Genomic DNA, 18,310 nt, shown 5'->3' with positions numbered 1-18,310 from the left:
ACCAACAGCGAAAGCTACGCGATATGCGCATAGGGGCAATAATGAATCAAGTTTCTTGGTGGCGAGGTGCAGTCATCTACCAGATCTATCCTCGTAGCCTTATGGATTCCAATGGCGATGGCGTAGGTGATCTGCAAGGGATCATCGCCAAACTAGACTATATTGCGAGCCTAAATGTTGATGCGATTTGGATATCTCCATTTTTTAAATCGCCAATGAAAGATTTTGGTTACGACATTAGCGATTACAGAGCGATTGACCCCTTATTTGGCACCATGGCGGATTTCGATGAGCTGATCGCCAAAGCACACAGCCTAGATATTAAAGTCGTTATCGACCAAGTGTTGAGTCACACGTCATCGCAGCATCAGTGGTTTGTGGAAAGTCGCCAAGACAAATTAAATCCTAAGCAGGATTGGTATGTCTGGGCCGATCCCAAAGAAGACGGCACACCGCCGAATAACTGGCTAGCGATATTTGGTGGCTGCGCCTGGGAGTGGGAACCGCGTCGTCAGCAATACTATTTGCATAACTTTTTGACTAGCCAGCCGGATCTGAACTTCCATAATGCCGATGTACGCGCGGCCGTGCTCGACAACGTCAAGTTTTGGTTAGACAAAGGGGTAGATGGCTTCCGACTGGATGCAATCACCTTTTGCTATCATGATGAGCAGCTCAGAGATAACCCCGCAAAACCTGCTGACATGCGTCAAGGGCGAGGTTTTAGCGAAGATAACCCGTATGCATACCAATACCACTTCTATAATAATACTCGTCCGCAGACGGTTAGTTTTATTGAAGATTTGCGCCAGTTGATCGATCAGTATCCTGGTGTTGTTACCTTAGGTGAAGTCTCATCTGAGGATTCACTGGCCACCATGGCTGAATATACTCAAGGCAATGGCCGCTTGCATATGGCCTACAGTTTTGAACTCTTGACTGATGATTTCAGCCCACAATATATTCGCCAAACCGTTGAAGCCTTAGAGCAGAGTATTGGCGATGGCTGGCCCTGTTGGGCGATAGGTAATCATGATGTTCAACGTGTAGCCAGTCGTTGGGGTAAAGGGGCTTTTAATGGTGACATGGCAAAAATGTTGAATGCGCTGCTTTGTTCACTGCGCGGCAGTGTTTGCAGTTATCAAGGTGAAGAACTGGGGTTAACCGAAGTTGAAATAGGGTATGAGCAACTTCAAGATCCCTTTGGCATCGCATTCTGGCCGATGTTTAAAGGGCGAGATGGTTGTCGCACACCTATGCCTTGGACCAACCAAGCTCAATTTGCTGGCTTTAGTGATACGAGCCCTTGGTTGCCAGTGTGTGATAAACACTTGCCGTTAGCCGTTGAGCAGCAGGAGCATGATGCCGACTCAATCTTAAATTGTTATCGTCAGTTATTGGCGTGGCGCCAGCAGCATCCAACATTAATTATTGGTGACATCAAATTTATTGAAGCCAATGACAAGGTGTTGTTGTTTGAGCGCCGTACTGCTGACGATCGCATATTGGTTGGGTTTAACTTCTCTGTGCAACCACAAATATTGACGTTGAAAGAGATCAAGGTTAAAGCTCTGTTGAGTGGGCATGGTTTACCTAAAGCTCGATGGGTTAATAGTGAAGTTCAGTTTGATAGTTATGGCTGTTTTTTTGCCAGTTTAGTGTGAATATAATTAAACGCTGATTTTAATATTTTGGCTGCATCGTTATTAAGAGCGATTGATACGAGTAGAAAAGGTAAGCCTTAGGCTTACCTTTTCTGTTTCTGCTATATTTGCCCACAGTTTATCGCTTCGATCACTTGCGTATTGCAGTGGTTACTCCTATGATCCTCACCGATTTTTCTTAAGTAGGCTCTATCATGCTAAACGCTCCGCTTTCAGCCAGTTCAACCGAATTAGTCATTAACGTGCTCACTATGGTGCTCAACGAAGGGAAACCGCTAGATAGAGCCTACTCGCACCATTTTTCAGGACTTAAATTAGCGCCGGCAGAGCAAGCGCGGATCACGGCTGTGGCGGGTGATATTTTACGTCGACTTAATTTGTACTGCTTTTTGGCAGATATGAAGAGTAGTGAGGTTGAGCGTTTAGGCACTCAGCTGCTTAATGCATGGCATATGTTTCACGGTTTGGAACTGCCTAAAATGCAGTATGCGTTGAAGGTTGAGCAAACTGATTTTGACCAACGTCTCATGGAAGCAAAGCAGCAGGGCGCACTATTTGATGGCTGCCCTGAATGGTTAGATGAATTGGGGCAAACTCAAATTGGCGACAAATGGCCTGCCGAACGAGCCGCACTCGCAACACCACCCAAACGGTATTTGCGGACTAACTTGCTCAAAGGTACGCGAGAAGAACTGATCAAAACGTTAGCCAAAGAAGGCGTGCAAACCAAAGTGGTTGAAACGGTAGATACAGCTGTCGAAGTGATGTCTGATTCAGCCCTATTTAGAACTGAAGCATTTAAAAATGGTTTGTTTGAGCAGCAAGATGCTGGTTCGCAATTGGTTGCAACGGCGGTTGATGCTAAACCGGGAATGCGTGTTGTCGATGCGTGTGCAGGTGCTGGTGGTAAAACATTATCGATAGCGGCGCAGATGCAAGGCAAGGGACGCTTGCTAGCTATGGACGTCGAGCAGTGGAAGTTAGATAGCCTCAAGCAGCGTGCTCGCCGCGCTGCAGCGCATAATATTGAAACTCGAATTATTGCTAGCAGTAAGACCATTAAACGCTTGAAACTTACCGCTGATAGAGTATTACTTGATGTGCCGTGCTCTGGCCTGGGGGTACTTAAACGTAACCCTGATGCCAAATGGCGAGATACCCCAGAACGCTTGCCTGTATTAGTGCAGTTGCAAAAAGATATTTTGCAAAGTTACAGCCGTATGGTGAAAGTAGATGGCATCTTAATTTACGCGACTTGTTCAATTATGCCTCAAGAAAACCGTGAACAAGTCGATCTATTTTTAGCCAATAACCCTCATTTTGTCTTTTTGGATGATGAAAATATTAGCGTGGCAGAATCAGGCTTCGACGGTTTCTATCTGGCTCGGATGCAACGCACTGCTGAAGGATAAGCAAATAGCTGTGAAAAACAGTTTTGTGTAGTAGAGTGAAAGGAAGTTTGCACGCTAGGAGGGTATGATGCATCTAGGCTATGAGTCTATAACGCCGTTGGAGCGCGAAGAGGCGGACCGAGAGATCAGCATAAGGCGCTATAATAAAATCCTTACTATGGTGTTGGATGGTGCGCCCTTATCAAACATCCTATCGGCACTGGTGCGACAGATTGAGTACGAAAAACTCGGTACTCGTGCCTCTGTGCTGTTGCTGAGTGATGATGGCCTCAGCCTACTAAATGGCGCGGCCCCCAATCTGCCTGATGCTTACAATCGAGCTATTCACGGCGTTAACATTGGTGAAGGCGTAGGGTCTTGTGGTGAGGCGGCCTTCAGTGGTAACCGTGTTATTGTTGAAGATATTGCCACCCATCCTAACTGGACTGATTTCAAAGGCCTAGCGCTTTCACATGATCTATTGGCCTGTTGGTCAGAACCTATCAAGGGTATTAGTGGTGATGTGCTTGGCACGTTTGCCATGTATTACGACCAAATTAAATCCCCCAGCACTAGCGATCTGATCCTGATACAGGAAGCTGCACGATTAGCCAGCTTGGCCATTGAACGTAGCCGCGCTTTTCAGTTTCAGCGCCAAGCGAGCGCGATTTTCAACCAATTACCTATTGCGTTAGTGACCACCAATGCGGAAGGTCATATTTTAGATGCTAATGAAACATTTTTTAATACAATGTCTTTCAATGGTGAAGATAAACGTCCGAAGGTTTTTTCTCCAACAAAGCATCTGAGTATCACCGGTCACTCTGATGGCGAGTTGATTGCTGCATCATTAACTGAGCGCGGACATTGGCAAGGCGAGGCCAAAGTTTTTAGGTTTGATGGACAAGATTTTGATGCAGAAATTACAGCCATGGCATTTAACGATAGCAGCGATAACACCATTTTTGCCTGGTTGATTTCAGATGTCAGTGAACGAAAGCAGGCACAAGACCTCATCTATTACCAAGCAAACTATGATCCTTTGACAGAGTTACCTAATCGTACACAACTTTTTGAACGGATCACCGAGTTAACGCTTCGTGCTGATAAGGCCGATGGTTTTACCCTGATGTTGATGGATATAGATAATTTTAAGCAGGTCAATGACAGTTTGGGCCACTATTGTGGTGATCAATTGCTTATCGAAGTTGGCTGTCGGCTAAAAAAATTAGCTGGTGGCACCAGCACTGTCGCAAGGCTCGGAGGGGATGAGTTTGCGCTGTTATTGCCAAATGTTTGCGATATTGACGCTATCCGCACCTTTGCTCAGAAAATCATTAATACAATGGAGCAACGTTATGCATTAAGTGACAGTAAGCGGGTATATAGCAGTATGAGTATTGGTATTGCCCGATTTGGCGAAGATGCACACACCTTAGAGAAGCTGCTAAATTGTGCGGATCAAGCTATGTATGTAGCTAAAGAGGCAGGTAAGGGGCGTTACCAATTTTTTAACCAAGGGATGCAACAGCGAGCAGAGCGTACAGCACTCATGCATACTTGGTTAAAAACGGCGTTAGCGACGAAGCAGTTTGAACTGCTGTACCAACCTATTATAGAAGTCAGTACCGGCAAAGTTGTTCATGCTGAAGCCTTGATTCGTTGGTACCGGGAAGGCGAAACTATCTCGCCGCTTGAGTTTATTCCGGTTGCGGAAACCGATGGCTCTATCGTTGAAATTGGTGAATGGGTGCGGGAGCAGGGAATGCACCTGCTGTATCACTATGGTTCAAGCTATGGTTTTTCATTGTCTGTTAATGTTTCGACTCAAGAGATATGGTCGCACCTACTTCAGGACGGTCTGCTTACCTCTATAGATCGTATTGCCGCGCGCCTTGGTGACGACTTTCCGTTTGATCAACTGACACTGGAGATCACTGAGTCATTGTTGATGGAGGGTCATAGCAATCTTATTAAAGCGTTTGAACAGTTACGTGCCAAAGGCTGTAAGATTGCAGTAGATGACTTTGGTACCGGTTACTCATCACTTTCCTACCTCAACTATTTCCCCATTGATCAGCTGAAGATTGATAAGAGCTTCATTAGAAACTGTCAACAATCGCCCAAACAACAAGCCTTGGTTAATGCGATCACTAAGATGAGCCATGCTTTAAACCTGACGGTTGTTGCTGAAGGGGTTGAAGATCAATGGCAATTAGAATTTGTTAAATCTGTGGGAATCGATTTTGTCCAAGGGTATTTTTACGCTAAGCCGCTTAATAAAAAAGATTTTATTGCGTTACTTGAAGCCAGTAAGTCACGCTAACTCGCTTGTCATACACCACGAATGAGACCTTGCTCTCGCCTTGTTGCACATCCCCACATGTAGGTTTGGGGATCGAGCTAAGTGGTGGTATGCTTTCGCCTTTCGCCAAAAAGCATTATGACCAAGTTACTTGGCTACGGAATAACGCATTGCTAGTATTATCTGACAGTTTTTCCCATCAAGAAATTTTCGCTGGACTACAGGCGTTACTTAGCCGACAACTCGTCCACTTTAGTCAAAGCGTAAGCCGTGTAGAGGGGCGCTTTACTCATGGGCGGGGAGAAATTAGCGCTCATCTTTTATTAGGGGCTGCGGCGTACACAGGGGAATGCAGTTGTAAGCAAAAAAAGTGCATCCATTTGGCAGCCTTAGCCATAGAACATTTGGCACAACCTGAGTCTGAATTCTCAGCGCGCAGCAGGCGGAATGACACTGCCATCAGGCTTTTTAGAAGCGAATTTAGCCAGTATTACGATCCGTTTCCGGCAATGGCGCGCCATCGTGTTATCTATCTGCTTAAGGTCATCGATGACGGCATTGAACTCAGTGTCTACAAAGGCTATTTAACCAAAGAAGGTCGATATCAACTGCGAGGTGAGTTGGGTCTTGATGTTGTCCAAAGCCAGCCAACACCTAAATATATTAGCCTCGCCGATAGACAAATTTTTGCCTTGCTCGCCGCAAGTTTAAACAGCTATGACCTAGAAACTCAACGTGGTCAGATATGTACCTTGTTGCCAAAGTCTCTCGGACAAGCGTTTTATCAGCTTATTACTGCCACACAACGTTGCTTCTTTGAAGAGGTCGGTGCAATACCGCTAAAGCTAGAGCGATTTTATGATGAAGACTACTTCGATAGGCAATTAATGGTAGCGGTCAGTCATGATGTGTATATCGACGAGTGCAGTCATAGCCTGCTTTTTGATTGTGCTGATGACGCAAGGATCAATCATCACCTACTTGATGATATTGACAGGGATGGTGAATGGTCACCACGATTGATGATAAAACGGCAGATGATGGATTTTCCTTGGTTATCTGACCCCATTGAGCCGGTTGAATTTGCAAAGTTTTATCTCGTTCACGGTAAACGTGCCTACACCTTAGATGAGTTACTCTATATTAGTGCAGACCATACAGCACTCATGGCACTTGTGGCGAAAAGTCAGCTGCAACTGCATCAATTTCCGCTTGTTTCCCATCGTCATGAATCGCCAATTAGTTTGGCGTTAGATTCCAGCGCTAGGCTGTTACCTGAGGCTATTGATTTACAAGCGGTAGCGCTGCGAAAATTGTCATTAGCGGGCTGGCAGATAGATTTTGAAGCAAAAAATCGGTTTGTTAAGGTGCAGAGCCACACTTGGTTTGCCGACGTAGAGGCCCAACCCGATCAAGATTGGTTTGAGCTAGGTATAGGTGTAGATATTGATGGCAAAAAGGTGAATTTGCTACCATTACTGCTTAATTTAATTCGCCAAGGCAAAATCTCTGCAGAGATTGGTGGCAAGCCAGTGACTGTTGAACTGGATTCCGGTGAACTGCTCACTTTGCCCGCTGATCGCGTTAAACGTATTTTGTCTGTCTTAGGAGAGCTTTACGAGAAGCAGCCTCTCAATGATAGCCAACGACTCAGACTGTCTCGCCATCAGTTGTCGCGGTTATCAGAACTAGATAAGGCAATCCTTGGTTCATCGTCGAGTAAGACCGAGGTATTGCGTTGGCAAGGCGCCTCGTGGCTAAGGGAGCAAGCGCAGGCGCTAAATCGTTTTTTAGAAACCAGCTCTGATGACACAGACTTTGTCGCGCCAAAGGGATTAAATGCAGTATTAAGAAGCTATCAATGCCAAGGCGTAAAATGGTTACAGTTTCTAAAAAAGCACAAATTTGCGGGTATATTAGCCGATGATATGGGCCTGGGGAAAACGATTCAAACCCTTACCAGCATAGCGTTAGATAAAGAGGCGGGAAAACTAAGTCAACCAATACTGGTTATTGCGCCCACTACGTTACTGAGTAACTGGCAGCATGAAGCCAAGACTTTTACACCAGATTTGACGACCTTAGTTTGGAGCGGACGTGCCCGCCACATTAATGCCAACCAGCTTAATCAGGTCGATATCGTGATCATCAGTTATGGCACCTTATTACAAGATGAAGCGCTGTTTATGGCGCAGCAATGGTATCAAGTGATACTAGATGAAGCACAAACTATTAAAAATAGTCGCAGTCGGGTGACTAAATTAGTTAATAAACTCAATACCAAGCATCGTCTCTGCCTAACAGGGACACCGATGGAGAATCACTTAGGTGAACTGTGGTCGCTGTTTCATTTTCTTATGCCCGGCTTTCTTGGCAGTGCAAGTCAATATCAGCGTCAGTTTAAGCTGCCGATAGAGAAAGAAGCCAGTGTGACGGCGCGTCAGCGCTTAGCCAGTCGTATCGCTCCTTTTATGCTAAGGCGGACGAAATCAAAAGTGGCTAAGGAATTGCCAGAAAAAACAGTGATTAACACTGTTATTCCATTGAGTCAGACACAAACAGATCTCTATGAAACAATCCGACTCACTGTGGCTGAGCAGTTACAGCTGGCGCTGTTAGAAACCGGAGCTAAAGCTAATCGCCTAGCCATTAGTAATGCGCTGCTGAAATTGCGTCAGGTATGTTGTCATCCTAGTATGCTTGCTAAATTAGCCGTTACGGAAACTGATACAGAGGCTGAAGCGTTAACCCTTAAGGCGGAAAACACAACAAGTGTTAATGAATCATCAAAATTGACCTGGTTAGCGGACAAGCTGCCTAATATGATTGAGGAGGGCCGTAATATATTGATCTTCTCCTCTTTCACGACCATGTTAGATCTTATCGCTGCGCAACTAGATCACTTAGCGATAGGCTACGAGATGCTGACAGGTAAGAGCCGTCACCGGGATAAGATTATCAGCCGTTTCAGAAGTGGCGAGGTTAATGTATTTCTTATTAGCCTCAAGGCGGGAGGATCGGGTTTAAACCTAACCGAAGCGGATATCGTTATTCACGTCGATCCCTGGTGGAATCCGGCAGCTGAAGAGCAGGCAAGCGATAGGGCTTATCGTATCGGCCAGCAAAAGCCTGTGTTCGTCTACAAACTGATCTGCAAAAACACGGTTGAGGAACGTATTCAACAGCTACAACAGAGCAAACATGCATTGGCGCAGAGCATGTATCAGACCGATGCGCTTTCTGTTGCAGAGATGGACCGAGATGACTGGCTAGCGCTGTTGCAGCCGATCACAGATCAAACAAACGATGCTTAACAATAGCGGTTATTGTTTATTGTCCCTGTATGGTCACAATGAGTGTACGACGACTGGCGTAGTCCCTAGCTTCACACAGGTAGATACCTTGCCAAGTCCCCAAGTTAAATTGACCTTGAGTGATGGGTAGCGACAGTGTTGCACCCAGTAGAGATGACTTTAAATGCGCTGGCATGTCATCGGGTCCTTCATAGGTATGGGTGTAGTAGGGGGCGTTGTCGGGGGCTAGTCGATTAAAAAACTGCTCGAAATCTTGTCTAACGCTGGGGTCGGCATTTTCATTTAGCGTGAGCCCTGCAGAGGTGTGTTGCAATAGCAGGTGCGCGACACCTATCTCTAGCTGCTTCAACTCGGGAATCGCACGGATGATCTCATCGGTGATCAAATGAAACCCCCGTGGTCGTGCATTAAGGGTTATCTGTTTTTGTATCCACATCTGTTTATCCATTTGTTATCTTAATTTGTTTCATCCAGTCCAATCAATACAATAGCTAATAGCATTCCTGTATTGAACCTATAACCGAACTTGTTAACTTAATCATTTCATCCACTAATTTTGCCATAAAGTAATGAGATTAAATAAGATTATATTAGCTGGGTAGGCTATCTTTTTCATTGTTCACTTTATAAGATAACCCCATCTTGGGGGCCTATGTTTGTAGAGGGCTTGTTTGGCAAAGGAGAACGCTGATGTGTACAAAGTTACCTAGGCTTGAGGGTGAAATTAGCAGGAGGTCTGCGTTGTTTACTATGAATGTTAATCATCATTCTCACTCATTTTCCGTCCCCCTTTTCCGCGTGGTGCTTAGGACTGTGGGTTTGGTTTGGTTATTATTGACGTCAATGATAGTAAATAGTGCTCCAAGCCTCGACCATAGCGCCTTAGATGATAACAACCAAAGTGTTAAGCTCAGCGAATTTGCTGGCAAAGTGGTTTATGTGGATTTTTGGGCATCTTGGTGCGCGCCCTGCCTTAAGTCATTTCCTTGGATGCAAAGTATGCAACGCAAGTATGCTGACCAAGGACTTGAGATTATTGCGATTAATTTAGATGAAGACAGTGGTTCGGCAAAACAGTTTCTTAGCCAGTTTGATGTCGACTTTAAAGTACTTTTCAATTCCAGTGGTGATATTGCTGCGCAATTTGGTCTGGTTGGTATGCCAAGCAGCTACCTGTTTAATCGAGACGGGGTTTTGGTGAGCAGCCATGTGGGCTTTTTCAATGAGGAGTTGGCGCAATTAGAACAAGCTATTCTAACGCAATTAGCCATTGAACCCGTTAAGGAACCCAAGAATGATTAAGAGAATGAGTTTGTTGCTGATTGTAATGACAACAGGCTGTGCGCAGTTAGGCGTAGAGCCATGGCAGCGTGCTGAATTTGCCCGAGAAGATATGCAGCTCGACAGTGATGGAATGGACTTGTCTATCGACGATCATATCTATTTCAGCAAAGAGGCCAGTAGTGGGGGCCGAGCGATGTCTGGGGGGGGGCTGTGGCTGCAACTAGTTATCAAGGCAAAGAGGCGTGCAGCAAAGTAACCTCTGTGAGTCAACTGTTAATCGTTGCAGCTGCCAGCCTGCTAAGTCAATCAAGCTTGGCCAATCCAAGTAGCGAAGTTTCGCCTGTTGTTGACACAGGTGCTACCCCTACTGATACTGCGCTCGATGCTGATGCCTATACCAATCAAGTCTCTCCTAAGGTGGATGTGGCTATGGTGTATTATCAAGAGCGTGATCGGGTCACGGTTGCTGAGGGGATTTTTAAACTCAGCCAAAACTTCGGTGACAAAGATAAGCTAGTAACAAAGTTAGCGCTTGATACCATTACTGGTGCATCGGCCAATGGCGCTGTGACGCAGCAACAAGTACAAACCTTCACCCGGCCTTCTGGTACTGGGGTGTATCAGGCTCGTCCCGGCGAAACCCCGCTTGATGACACCTTTAAAGATACTCGGTTACAGTTAAGCTCGACGTGGGTACATACTCCCTCAGCGGGTACGCTCACCACTTTGGGGGGGTATCTTTCAAGGGAATATGACTACACCTCTATTGGCCTTAATGGCGGTGGGCAGTGGTCGTTTAATAAAGGGAATACTCAAGCTAATCTAGTTGGCGGCTATTTTTATGATATTGCCAATCCCGTTGGTGGTCGTCCCGCTCCCATGAGCGAAATGGTGTTTCGGCAAGACTTTGATAGTGAAGCCGCTTTTAAAGCTGAATTTGATAAAACGCGTCAGTCTGGCAGTGAGAGCAAGCAGACTTTAGATATTAGCCTTGGCCTGACTCAGACTGTTAATAAGTATTGGTTAATGCAGATCAATTATGGTGTATCTTACGTCAGCGGTTATATGACCGATCCCTATAAAGTGCTGAGTCGCATTAACAGCGATGGTCATGCAGTAGGATATCATTATGAACATCGCCCCGATAAACGCCTCAAGCAAAGTCTCTATGTGATGGGCAAATGTGCTCTGACTTATGGAGTATTTGATCTCTCATATCGCTATAGCATTGATGATTGGTCAATTGACTCACATACCTTGGAGTCGCGCTATCGTGTCAACTTAACGACAAGGAGTTTTGTCCAGTTGCATCTTCGTGCTTACCAACAAACAGCTGCTAAATTTTATCGGCTGTATTTACGCGATGATCAAGCACTGCCGCAGTATGGCAGCGCAGATTATCGTTTAGGGGCTATCGACAGTTATACCATAGGGCTTAAATATGGTCAGCGATTAAAAGATGGTACCTTGGCGACTTTTCGGCTGGAATATTATCAGCAACGACCACAGAATTCGGGATTTGATTTAGTGGGGCAGTTGCGGCGGTTCGATCAGTTCCCAAATAATGACGCCATCATCGCGCAGTTGGGTTTTTCGTTCTAGAGGTAACTATGCGTGCAGATCCACCCAGTCAGATAACGTCACAATCCTTAGCAACAAAGTTTATTACTCCAAGCGGTCACTGCGGCAAGCTTACGTTTGATAAGCCTTACTACAGGATTACCTTCAGTGCGATGGCCAGCCAATGTGAATGTCTCATTGAAAGCACCAGTGATGGCGATGATTCAGCCGAGATAACGTGTTTGGCAATGGCGGCAATCGACGAAGTCAAACGCATAGAAAGTAAATACAACCGTTTCGATGTTAACAGTCAACTGAGCATTATTAATGCACAGGCGGGGAAGTGGCAACAAATTGATGAGGAAACCATCGCGCTCATGGATTTTGCCGCGCAGTGTTATCAACTAAGCCAAGGGCGTTTTGATGTCACGGCTGGTAGCTTAATGGCATTGTGGAAATTTGAATTAGACGGCACCTCAATACCAAATGCGAGCGATATCGGTAACGCCATTAAACGCGTGGGTTTTGATCGCATTCAAATTTGTGATGGTCGATTATTGCTTCCTCAGGAAATGATGTTAGATTTTGGCGGTCTTGCTAAGGAGTACGCCGCCGATCGTGCCGCACTTGTGCTATTGGCCGCACAGGCTGAACAAACAAGTACTGCGCCATGGCAGAGCAAAGCCTGTTTAATTAACCTTGGCGGCGATCTGGTTGTCACAGGCACACCAACGCAGCCATGGCAGGTTGGCATTGAAGACCCCTCCGCATTAAATCGTACCGCAGACAAAATCACCATCAGCAGTGGCGCCATTGCAACCAGTGGTCATTCGCGGCGTTTTATCGAGGATAAGGGTGAGCGTTTTGGCCATATTATTGATCCAACCACAGGCATGCCAGTGTTACATGCGCCACTGTCGGTGACGGTTTGTGCGCCGCAGTGCATTAGCGCGGGTATGCTAGCGACCATGGCGATGTTGCAAGGGAAAGATGCAGAGCAGTTTCTCAGCGAGCAGGGGCTAGTGTACAAAGTGATTCGTTAGCCAATTAAAAAATGCGAAAAAAAACGCCCCCTATCTGGGAGCGTTTCTAAGTCAACGACTAACGAATTAGAAGTTAGCTGATTTAGGTGCGCGTGGGAACGGAATCACGTCACGAATATTTGAAACTCCCGTTACATAAGAGACCAAACGCTCGAAACCTAAACCAAAGCCAGCGTGTGGCACTGTGCCATAACGACGTAGATCACGGTACCACCAGTAATCTTCTTGGCTCAACTCCATCTCTTCGAGGCGCATATCTAATACGTCTAAACGCTCTTCACGTTGAGCACCACCGATGATCTCACCAATGCCAGGTGCAAGTACGTCCATCGCTGCAACGGTCTTACCGTCGTCGTTTAGGCGCATGTAAAATGCTTTGATATCTTTTGGATAGTTCTTAACGACTACCGGTGCTTTGAAGTGTTCCTCAGCTAGGTAACGCTCATGCTCTGATTGTAGATCGATACCCCATTCAACATCATACTCAAACGTTTTACCGCAGGTTTTCAAGATCTCAACTGCGTCAGTGTAATCAACTTGTGCAAAGTCGCTGGTAACGAAGTTTTCTAGACGTTCAATAACGGTTTTGTCGACACGTTGTGCAAAGAAAGCTAAGTCATCACGGCGCTCTTCTAGTACGGCTTTAAAGCAGAACTTAAGCATACGTTCAGCGAGGCCTGCAACGTCATCTAAGTCAGCAAAGGCAACTTCTGGCTCAACCATCCAGAATTCAGCAAGGTGACGACTGGTGTTTGAATTTTCTGCACGGAACGTCGGTCCAAACGTATACACCTTAGACAGCGCACTGGCGTAGGTTTCAGCATTAAGCTGACCTGATACGGTGAGGAAGGATTCTTTACCGAAGAAATCTTCCTTATAATCGACTTTGCCATCATCGGTGCGAGGGAGATTTTCCATATCAAGGGTTGATACGCGGAACATCTCACCAGCGCCTTCACAATCAGAAGCGGTGATAAGTGGGGTAGATACCCAGATAAATCCCTCTTCATGATAGAAACGATGGATCGCTTGAGATAGACAGTTACGTACGCGAGCAACAGCACCAATGATGTTGGTGCGTGGGCGTAGGTGAGCCAATTCACGAAGGTGTTCAATAGAGTGACGTTTAGCTGCCATTGGGTAGGTATCTGGATCATCAACCCAACCTGTCACTTCTACGCTAACCACTTGTAGCTCAAATGCTTGGCCTTGACCTGGAGATTCAACGACTTCACCTGTCATGATCACAGAACATCCTGCAGTCAACTTTAGAATTTCATCGTTATAATTTTCTAAGCTATTTGGCACAACGCCCTGAATTGGATCAAAACAGGAACCATCATATACGGCAAGAAAAGAGATGCCGGCCTTGGAATCTCGGCGAGTTCTCACCCAACCGCGCACGGTGACTTGCGAACCAACCGCAAACTCACCTTTAAATACAGAAGCGACAGATGCAATGCTCATTGTTGCTTAGTTCTCCACGAATCGTTTTATTAAAAATTTTGGAGGTTTATCTTACCTTGCTGGTGGCTTTTCTCAAGGGGAAAACACCACAATAGCGGCGGATAGGTTAAATAATTCGGATTAATTGGAAGGTTAACGCTATAGATTGGGTCAATATCAATACAATTGGTGGCGCTAACCGTTTTTACACGGCCGCAATGGTGTATCAGTATAAAAGTTGTTATGCTTAAAATACGCTCAAAAGTCAGAGGCTAACGTGAAAAAACTGAAAGTATTTCAATTGCTATTAAGCCTGCTCTCTATCGGTGGTTGGGCGTTGGCTGTTTATGCATTATTGATTTTTGACCAAGCAAGACCGGATAGAGCGGTTGGTTACTATTTAAGCAAGGGCGCGAGCGTACGCTTAAGTTGGGACCCAACCATGACACTGAGACTTGAGTATGTCATTTGGACCTGTGCAGCCATAAGCTTGCTCAGCTTAGCGCTGAACTACTATGCTGCACATCATAGTCGTTTGGGCTATTGGTTTAATATTCCATTGCTACTGCTGTCATCATTGGCTGCTGGGCTCTATATCAGCTTTCTGGTTTAATCCTCTAACCGTTATAGGATATTTGGCGGCAGATCCTATCTATCATGGCTGCTGTTGCGCCCCAGATAAAATACTCTTGGTATTGGATGAAATAGACGGGGTATTGGATACCGCGGCGCATGAAGTGTTTGACGACCCGATTGGCTGGATCCAATAAAAATGACAGTGGCACGGTAAATAATTCGTCGACTTCACCAGGATCCAGTATCGGATTAAAACCTTGCTTAACCACACCGATAATGGGGGCGATGGCAAAGCCCGTAAAGGTGTTAAACATTGGGTATTGGCCTAACACCTCGACATTAGAGATGGCTAGTGCGATCTCTTCATGGGCCTCTCGTAGCGCCGTTGCCTCTAAGTTCTTATCACTTTTTTCTACCTTGCCCCCCGGGAAGCTAATTTGCCCAGGGTGGGCGCGTAAGTGGCTCGCTCGTCGGGTTAAGATTAGATGCAGCTCTTGTTTTTGTTCAATAAAAGCGACCAATACCGCAGCTTGACGAAGTCGGTGACTGATCACTGGGCCTGTATCGTCCGGCAGTATCATTAAATTGTAGCGGTGTTTAAACTCCTCTAGGGTCATCGACACTCCTACCTCTATTTCGACAGAATGGGTAATATTCTGCTTACCTTATCATAGCTTTCTTGGTATTCAGCATCGACGTTTGAATCGGCTACGATACCGCCACCAGCCCAACAGTAGATATGCTGATCCTCAGTGACTAAGGTTCTGATGGTGATATTGGTGTCCATTTTGCCATCTTGGCTGATGTAGCCGATAGTGCCACAGTATATTGAGCGTCTTGAAGGCTCAAGTTCCTCAATAATCTCCATGGCCCGAATTTTTGGGGCACCGGTGATTGAGCCACCAGGAAATGCTGCCCTGAGTAGATCACAGCCGCTGTAGCGGCTATCGAGTTTGGCGGTCACAGTGCTGACTAAATGGTGCACGGCAGGAAAACTTTCAATATCGAAAAGGTGTGGCACGCCGACACTACCGGCTTGAGCGACCTTGCCGATATCATTACGCAGCAGATCGACAATCATGACGTTTTCAGCGCGATCTTTTTCTGATGTTGCTAGGGTTGCAGCAGCCAGTTTATCCAACACTGGATCGCTGGACCTGGGGAGGGTACCTTTTATTGGTTTAGTCTCTATATCACTGCCGTTGAGTTGGATAAAGCGCTCTGGGGATATCGACAATATGGAGTGTTGTGGCAGACGAATAAACGCGGAAAATGGGGCTTTATTACTGGCTCTCAACTTGAGGTAGGCTTGCCATTCGTCACCTTGATATTGTGCGTCGAAACGTTGGGTGAGGTTTATTTGGTAGCAATCACCGCTATGCAAGTATCTCTGCACCGTGTCAAACTTTTCACTGTAATCGTGTTGGCTGATCTGTGGCTGCCAGTCGTGGGTCAGAGAGAAATGAGTATGAGTTGGTGCAACGGACAGCTGAGATTCAATTTCTGCTAAGGTCGATTCTAGAGCAGCACTGCCATGATAGTGCACCAGAGACCATTGTGTTTCGCATCGGTCATAAATCAATGCCCAAGTGTAGAGGCCGACATTCATTTCGGGTAACGCAATATCTTGCTGTGCAATGTGCGGTAAGGATTCCACCCTTCGCCCCAGATCATAACTAAAAGATCCCAGTGCGCCACCACTAAAGGGCAAGTTTACTGACTGGCTAATAGGGAAATAATGCTTAATGGTGCGCGCTAATAAGCTAAAGGGATCCTCACGACTGCAAAGCAGGTTTTTTTCGCCCGTGGCATTAATGTGGGTTATCTCGGTCAACTCACCACGGGTCACTAATGTCGCGACGGGGCTGTAACTCATAATGTCGTAACGGGCGTTAGGGTGCTCAGCATTCGCTGAGTCAAGTAACACTGCCCATTTGTGTTCGGCAAAATGGCCGAAAACCTCAGTTGTTGAAAAATTCCAGTCCAAGGTTTTCACTGCAACATCTTGAGTTGATGAATAATCCATCAAATAACCTTATCTAAAATGTGATGTTCCCCTAAAAGTCGCGAAAGAGTATCATATTGTGAACGGATTAAAAAAAAATACGCGACCCTGCAAAAGGGCGGTGAATCACCAAACTGTGAGTAAGGAAATGTCTGTGAGTATAGAACAGCCCATCATTAAGCAAGCCGACCTAATCGAAAGTGTTGCTGATGCACTTCAATATATCTCTTATTACCACCCAAAAGACTTCGTTGATGCTATGGCAGAGGCGTACGAGAAAGAGGAGAGTGTTGCAGCAAAAGATGCGATTGCTCAAATCCTGATTAACTCTCGTATGTCAGCCGAAGGCAAACGTCCTTTGTGCCAAGACACTGGTATTGTCACCTGTTTTGTTAAGGTTGGAATGGGGGTTAAGTGGGACAAAACCGATATGACGGTACAGGAGATGGTAGATGAAGGCGTCAGGCGCGCTTACACCAATCCTGATAACCCGCTGCGTGCATCGATCGTGGCTGACCCAGCCGGAAGTCGCAAGAACACCCGTGATAACACCCCATCTGTGGTGCATATCGATATGGTGCCAGGTGATCATGTTGAAGTGGCTATTGCCGCGAAAGGTGGCGGGTCGGAAAACAAATCTAAGATGGTGATGCTTAACCCGTCTGACGATATCGCTGCATGGGTAGAAAAAACCTTGCCAACTATGGGCGCGGGTTGGTGCCCACCAGGTATGTTAGGTATAGGGATCGGCGGCACTGCGGAGAAAGCGGCTGTGATGGCCAAAGAGTCACTGATGGACCCTGTCGATATTCACGAGCTGCAAGCGCGTGGTGCTGAGACTACAGAAGAGAAGCTACGTCTTGAGATCTTTGAGCGAGCCAATAAGCTAGGTATTGGTGCTCAAGGCTTGGGCGGCTTGACGACCGTATTGGATATCAAAATCAAATCGGCGCCAACTCATGCTGCATCAAAACCTGTGGTCATGATCCCAAATTGTGCGGCCACCCGCCATGTTCATTTTCATCTTGATGGTTCAGGTCCTGCCGACCTGACTCCTCCATCATTAGCGGATTGGCCAGAGATCACTCGTGAAGCGGGTGAAGATGTACGCCGTGTAAACCTTGATACCGTGACGCAAGCTGATATTGAACAGTGGAAGAGTGGTGATGTGTTACTGCTAAACGGTAAGATGCTTACCGGACGCGATGCGGCCCACAAGCGTATTCAGACGCTTATCGAGAGCGGTGAAGGCTTACCAGAAGGCGTAGACTTTACTGGCAAGTTTATCTATTACGTGGGTCCTGTTGATCCGGTTGGCAGTGAGGTAGTCGGTCCAGCCGGTCCTACCACGGCTACTCGTATGGATAAGTTTACCGATCTGATGCTCGATAAAACTGGGTTAATGGGCATGATAGGAAAAGCTGAACGTGGCCCTGCGACAGTCGAGTCGATTAAGAAGCATAAAGCTGTGTATCTGATGGCGGTTGGGGGCGCTGCGTATCTTGTCTCTAAAGCGATTAAGAAGTCTCGCGTGGTGGCGTTTGAAGACTTGGGTATGGAAGCTATCTACGAGTTTGATGTTCAAGACATGCCTGTAACCGTTGCCGTTGACAGTGACGGCGTTAATGCTCATGAAACCGGTCCAGCAATGTGGAAGGTAAAACTTAGCTAACATGGCGTTACAAAGTGGCTAAAACCATGGGGATAGGCGGCTTGCCTAAT

The 18,310-nt window shown here is 46.3% G+C and carries 13 protein-coding genes and 1 pseudogene; 10 read left to right on the top strand and 4 right to left on the bottom strand.

From position 1 onward, the window contains the following. Positions 1 to 41: 41 nt before the first annotated feature. The 4 genes from L876_RS0100220 to L876_RS0100205 all read left to right on the top strand — a co-directional run bounded on the left by L876_RS0100220 (position 42) and on the right by L876_RS0100205 (position 8,674). Positions 42 to 1,664, top strand: coding sequence for an alpha-glucosidase family protein (locus L876_RS0100220; RefSeq protein ID WP_028761928.1), 1,623 nt, complete (start codon positions 42 to 44; stop codon positions 1,662 to 1,664). A gap of 194 nt (positions 1,665 to 1,858) precedes the next feature. Further along, positions 1,859 to 3,076 (top strand): RsmB/NOP family class I SAM-dependent RNA methyltransferase, encoded by a 1,218-nt coding sequence (locus L876_RS0100215; protein WP_028761927.1) that lies wholly within the window; start codon positions 1,859 to 1,861, stop codon positions 3,074 to 3,076. A gap of 67 nt (positions 3,077 to 3,143) precedes the next feature. After that, complete coding sequence (locus tag L876_RS0100210) at positions 3,144 to 5,381, top strand: bifunctional diguanylate cyclase/phosphodiesterase (RefSeq protein WP_051412809.1); 2,238 nt, start codon at positions 3,144 to 3,146, stop codon at positions 5,379 to 5,381. A 149-nt stretch (positions 5,382 to 5,530) separates the two neighbouring features. Then, on the top strand, positions 5,531 to 8,674 hold the full coding sequence (locus tag L876_RS0100205) for a DEAD/DEAH box helicase (protein ID WP_028761925.1): 3,144 nt from the start codon (positions 5,531 to 5,533) through the stop codon (positions 8,672 to 8,674). Between the two features lie 16 nt (positions 8,675 to 8,690). Here the strand turns inward: L876_RS0100205 and L876_RS0100200 are convergent, their stop codons facing one another. Further along, a complete protein-coding gene (locus L876_RS0100200; RefSeq protein WP_028761924.1) occupies positions 8,691 to 9,110 on the bottom strand; it encodes a secondary thiamine-phosphate synthase enzyme YjbQ in 420 nt (139 codons plus the stop codon). A 407-nt stretch (positions 9,111 to 9,517) separates the two neighbouring features. Here L876_RS0100200 and L876_RS20790 point away from each other — a divergent pair, with 407 nt between their 5' ends. From L876_RS20790 to L876_RS0100180, 4 genes and pseudogenes are all read left to right on the top strand, one after another. Further along, positions 9,518 to 9,976: a TlpA disulfide reductase family protein gene (locus tag L876_RS20790; protein ID WP_037427672.1), complete on the top strand. Its 459-nt coding sequence runs from the start codon at positions 9,518 to 9,520 to the stop codon at positions 9,974 to 9,976. Next, positions 9,969 to 10,182, top strand: a pseudogene (locus L876_RS20785) (DUF4266 domain-containing protein). The gene L876_RS20790 and the pseudogene L876_RS20785 overlap by 8 nt, the downstream one beginning before the upstream one ends. Continuing rightward, entirely contained in the window at positions 10,169 to 11,560 is a 1,392-nt protein-coding gene (locus L876_RS0100185) for a DUF3570 domain-containing protein (protein WP_051412805.1), read from the top strand. Before L876_RS20785 ends, L876_RS0100185 begins: the two are co-directional and overlap by 14 nt. An 8-nt stretch (positions 11,561 to 11,568) precedes the next feature. Next, positions 11,569 to 12,561: an FAD:protein FMN transferase gene (locus L876_RS0100180; protein ID WP_248674423.1), complete on the top strand. Its 993-nt coding sequence runs from the start codon at positions 11,569 to 11,571 to the stop codon at positions 12,559 to 12,561. Positions 12,562 to 12,627: 66 nt separating this feature from the next. Here L876_RS0100180 and asnS read toward each other — a convergent pair whose 3' ends face one another. Beyond that, positions 12,628 to 14,028: an asparagine--tRNA ligase gene (gene asnS / locus L876_RS0100175; RefSeq protein WP_028761921.1), complete on the bottom strand. Its 1,401-nt coding sequence runs from the start codon at positions 14,026 to 14,028 to the stop codon at positions 12,628 to 12,630. 256 nt (positions 14,029 to 14,284) lie between these two features. Here asnS and L876_RS0100170 point away from each other — a divergent pair, with 256 nt between their 5' ends. Continuing rightward, positions 14,285 to 14,620 carry a hypothetical protein gene (locus tag L876_RS0100170; RefSeq protein ID WP_028761920.1) on the top strand — a complete coding sequence of 112 codons (336 nt, stop codon included), beginning with the start codon at positions 14,285 to 14,287 and terminating at the stop codon, positions 14,618 to 14,620. A 4-nt stretch (positions 14,621 to 14,624) separates the two neighbouring features. On the opposite strand, the gene L876_RS0100165 is transcribed toward L876_RS0100170, so the two are convergent. Further along, positions 14,625 to 15,200 (bottom strand): CoA pyrophosphatase, encoded by a 576-nt coding sequence (locus L876_RS0100165; protein WP_028761919.1) that lies wholly within the window; start codon positions 15,198 to 15,200, stop codon positions 14,625 to 14,627. Positions 15,201 to 15,214: 14 nt separating this feature from the next. Beyond that, complete coding sequence (gene pabB / locus L876_RS0100160) at positions 15,215 to 16,609, bottom strand: aminodeoxychorismate synthase component I (RefSeq protein WP_028761918.1); 1,395 nt, start codon at positions 16,607 to 16,609, stop codon at positions 15,215 to 15,217. A 127-nt stretch (positions 16,610 to 16,736) separates the two neighbouring features. Between pabB and L876_RS0100155 the strand changes: the two genes are divergently transcribed. Beyond that, entirely contained in the window at positions 16,737 to 18,260 is a 1,524-nt protein-coding gene (locus L876_RS0100155) for a fumarate hydratase (protein WP_028761917.1), read from the top strand. Positions 18,261 to 18,310 lie beyond the last annotated feature (50 nt).

The organism is Shewanella colwelliana ATCC 39565 (assembly GCF_000518705.1).
Lineage (GTDB): Bacteria > Pseudomonadota > Gammaproteobacteria > Enterobacterales > Shewanellaceae > Shewanella > Shewanella colwelliana.
Note: the sequence above shows the minus strand (reverse complement) of the source record. Positions and strands in the feature narration are given on the sequence as shown.

Bases quoted from the DNA above. Each gene is read 5' to 3' on its own strand.
- L876_RS0100165 (WP_028761919.1), bottom strand. From the start codon at position 15,200: ATGACCCTAGAGGAGTTTAAACACCGCTACAATTTAATGATACTGCCG.
- L876_RS20790 (WP_037427672.1), top strand. From the start codon at position 9,518: ATGATAGTAAATAGTGCTCCAAGCCTCGACCATAGCGCCTTAGATGAT.
- asnS (WP_028761921.1), bottom strand. From the start codon at position 14,028: ATGAGCATTGCATCTGTCGCTTCTGTATTTAAAGGTGAGTTTGCGGTT.
- L876_RS0100220 (WP_028761928.1), top strand. From the start codon at position 42: ATGAATCAAGTTTCTTGGTGGCGAGGTGCAGTCATCTACCAGATCTAT.
- L876_RS0100215 (WP_028761927.1), top strand. From the start codon at position 1,859: ATGCTAAACGCTCCGCTTTCAGCCAGTTCAACCGAATTAGTCATTAAC.
- L876_RS0100210 (WP_051412809.1), top strand. From the start codon at position 3,144: ATGCATCTAGGCTATGAGTCTATAACGCCGTTGGAGCGCGAAGAGGCG.
- L876_RS0100180 (WP_248674423.1), top strand. From the start codon at position 11,569: ATGCGTGCAGATCCACCCAGTCAGATAACGTCACAATCCTTAGCAACA.
- L876_RS0100155 (WP_028761917.1), top strand. From the start codon at position 16,737: ATGTCTGTGAGTATAGAACAGCCCATCATTAAGCAAGCCGACCTAATC.
- L876_RS0100200 (WP_028761924.1), bottom strand. From the start codon at position 9,110: ATGTGGATACAAAAACAGATAACCCTTAATGCACGACCACGGGGGTTT.
- pabB (WP_028761918.1), bottom strand. From the start codon at position 16,609: ATGGATTATTCATCAACTCAAGATGTTGCAGTGAAAACCTTGGACTGG.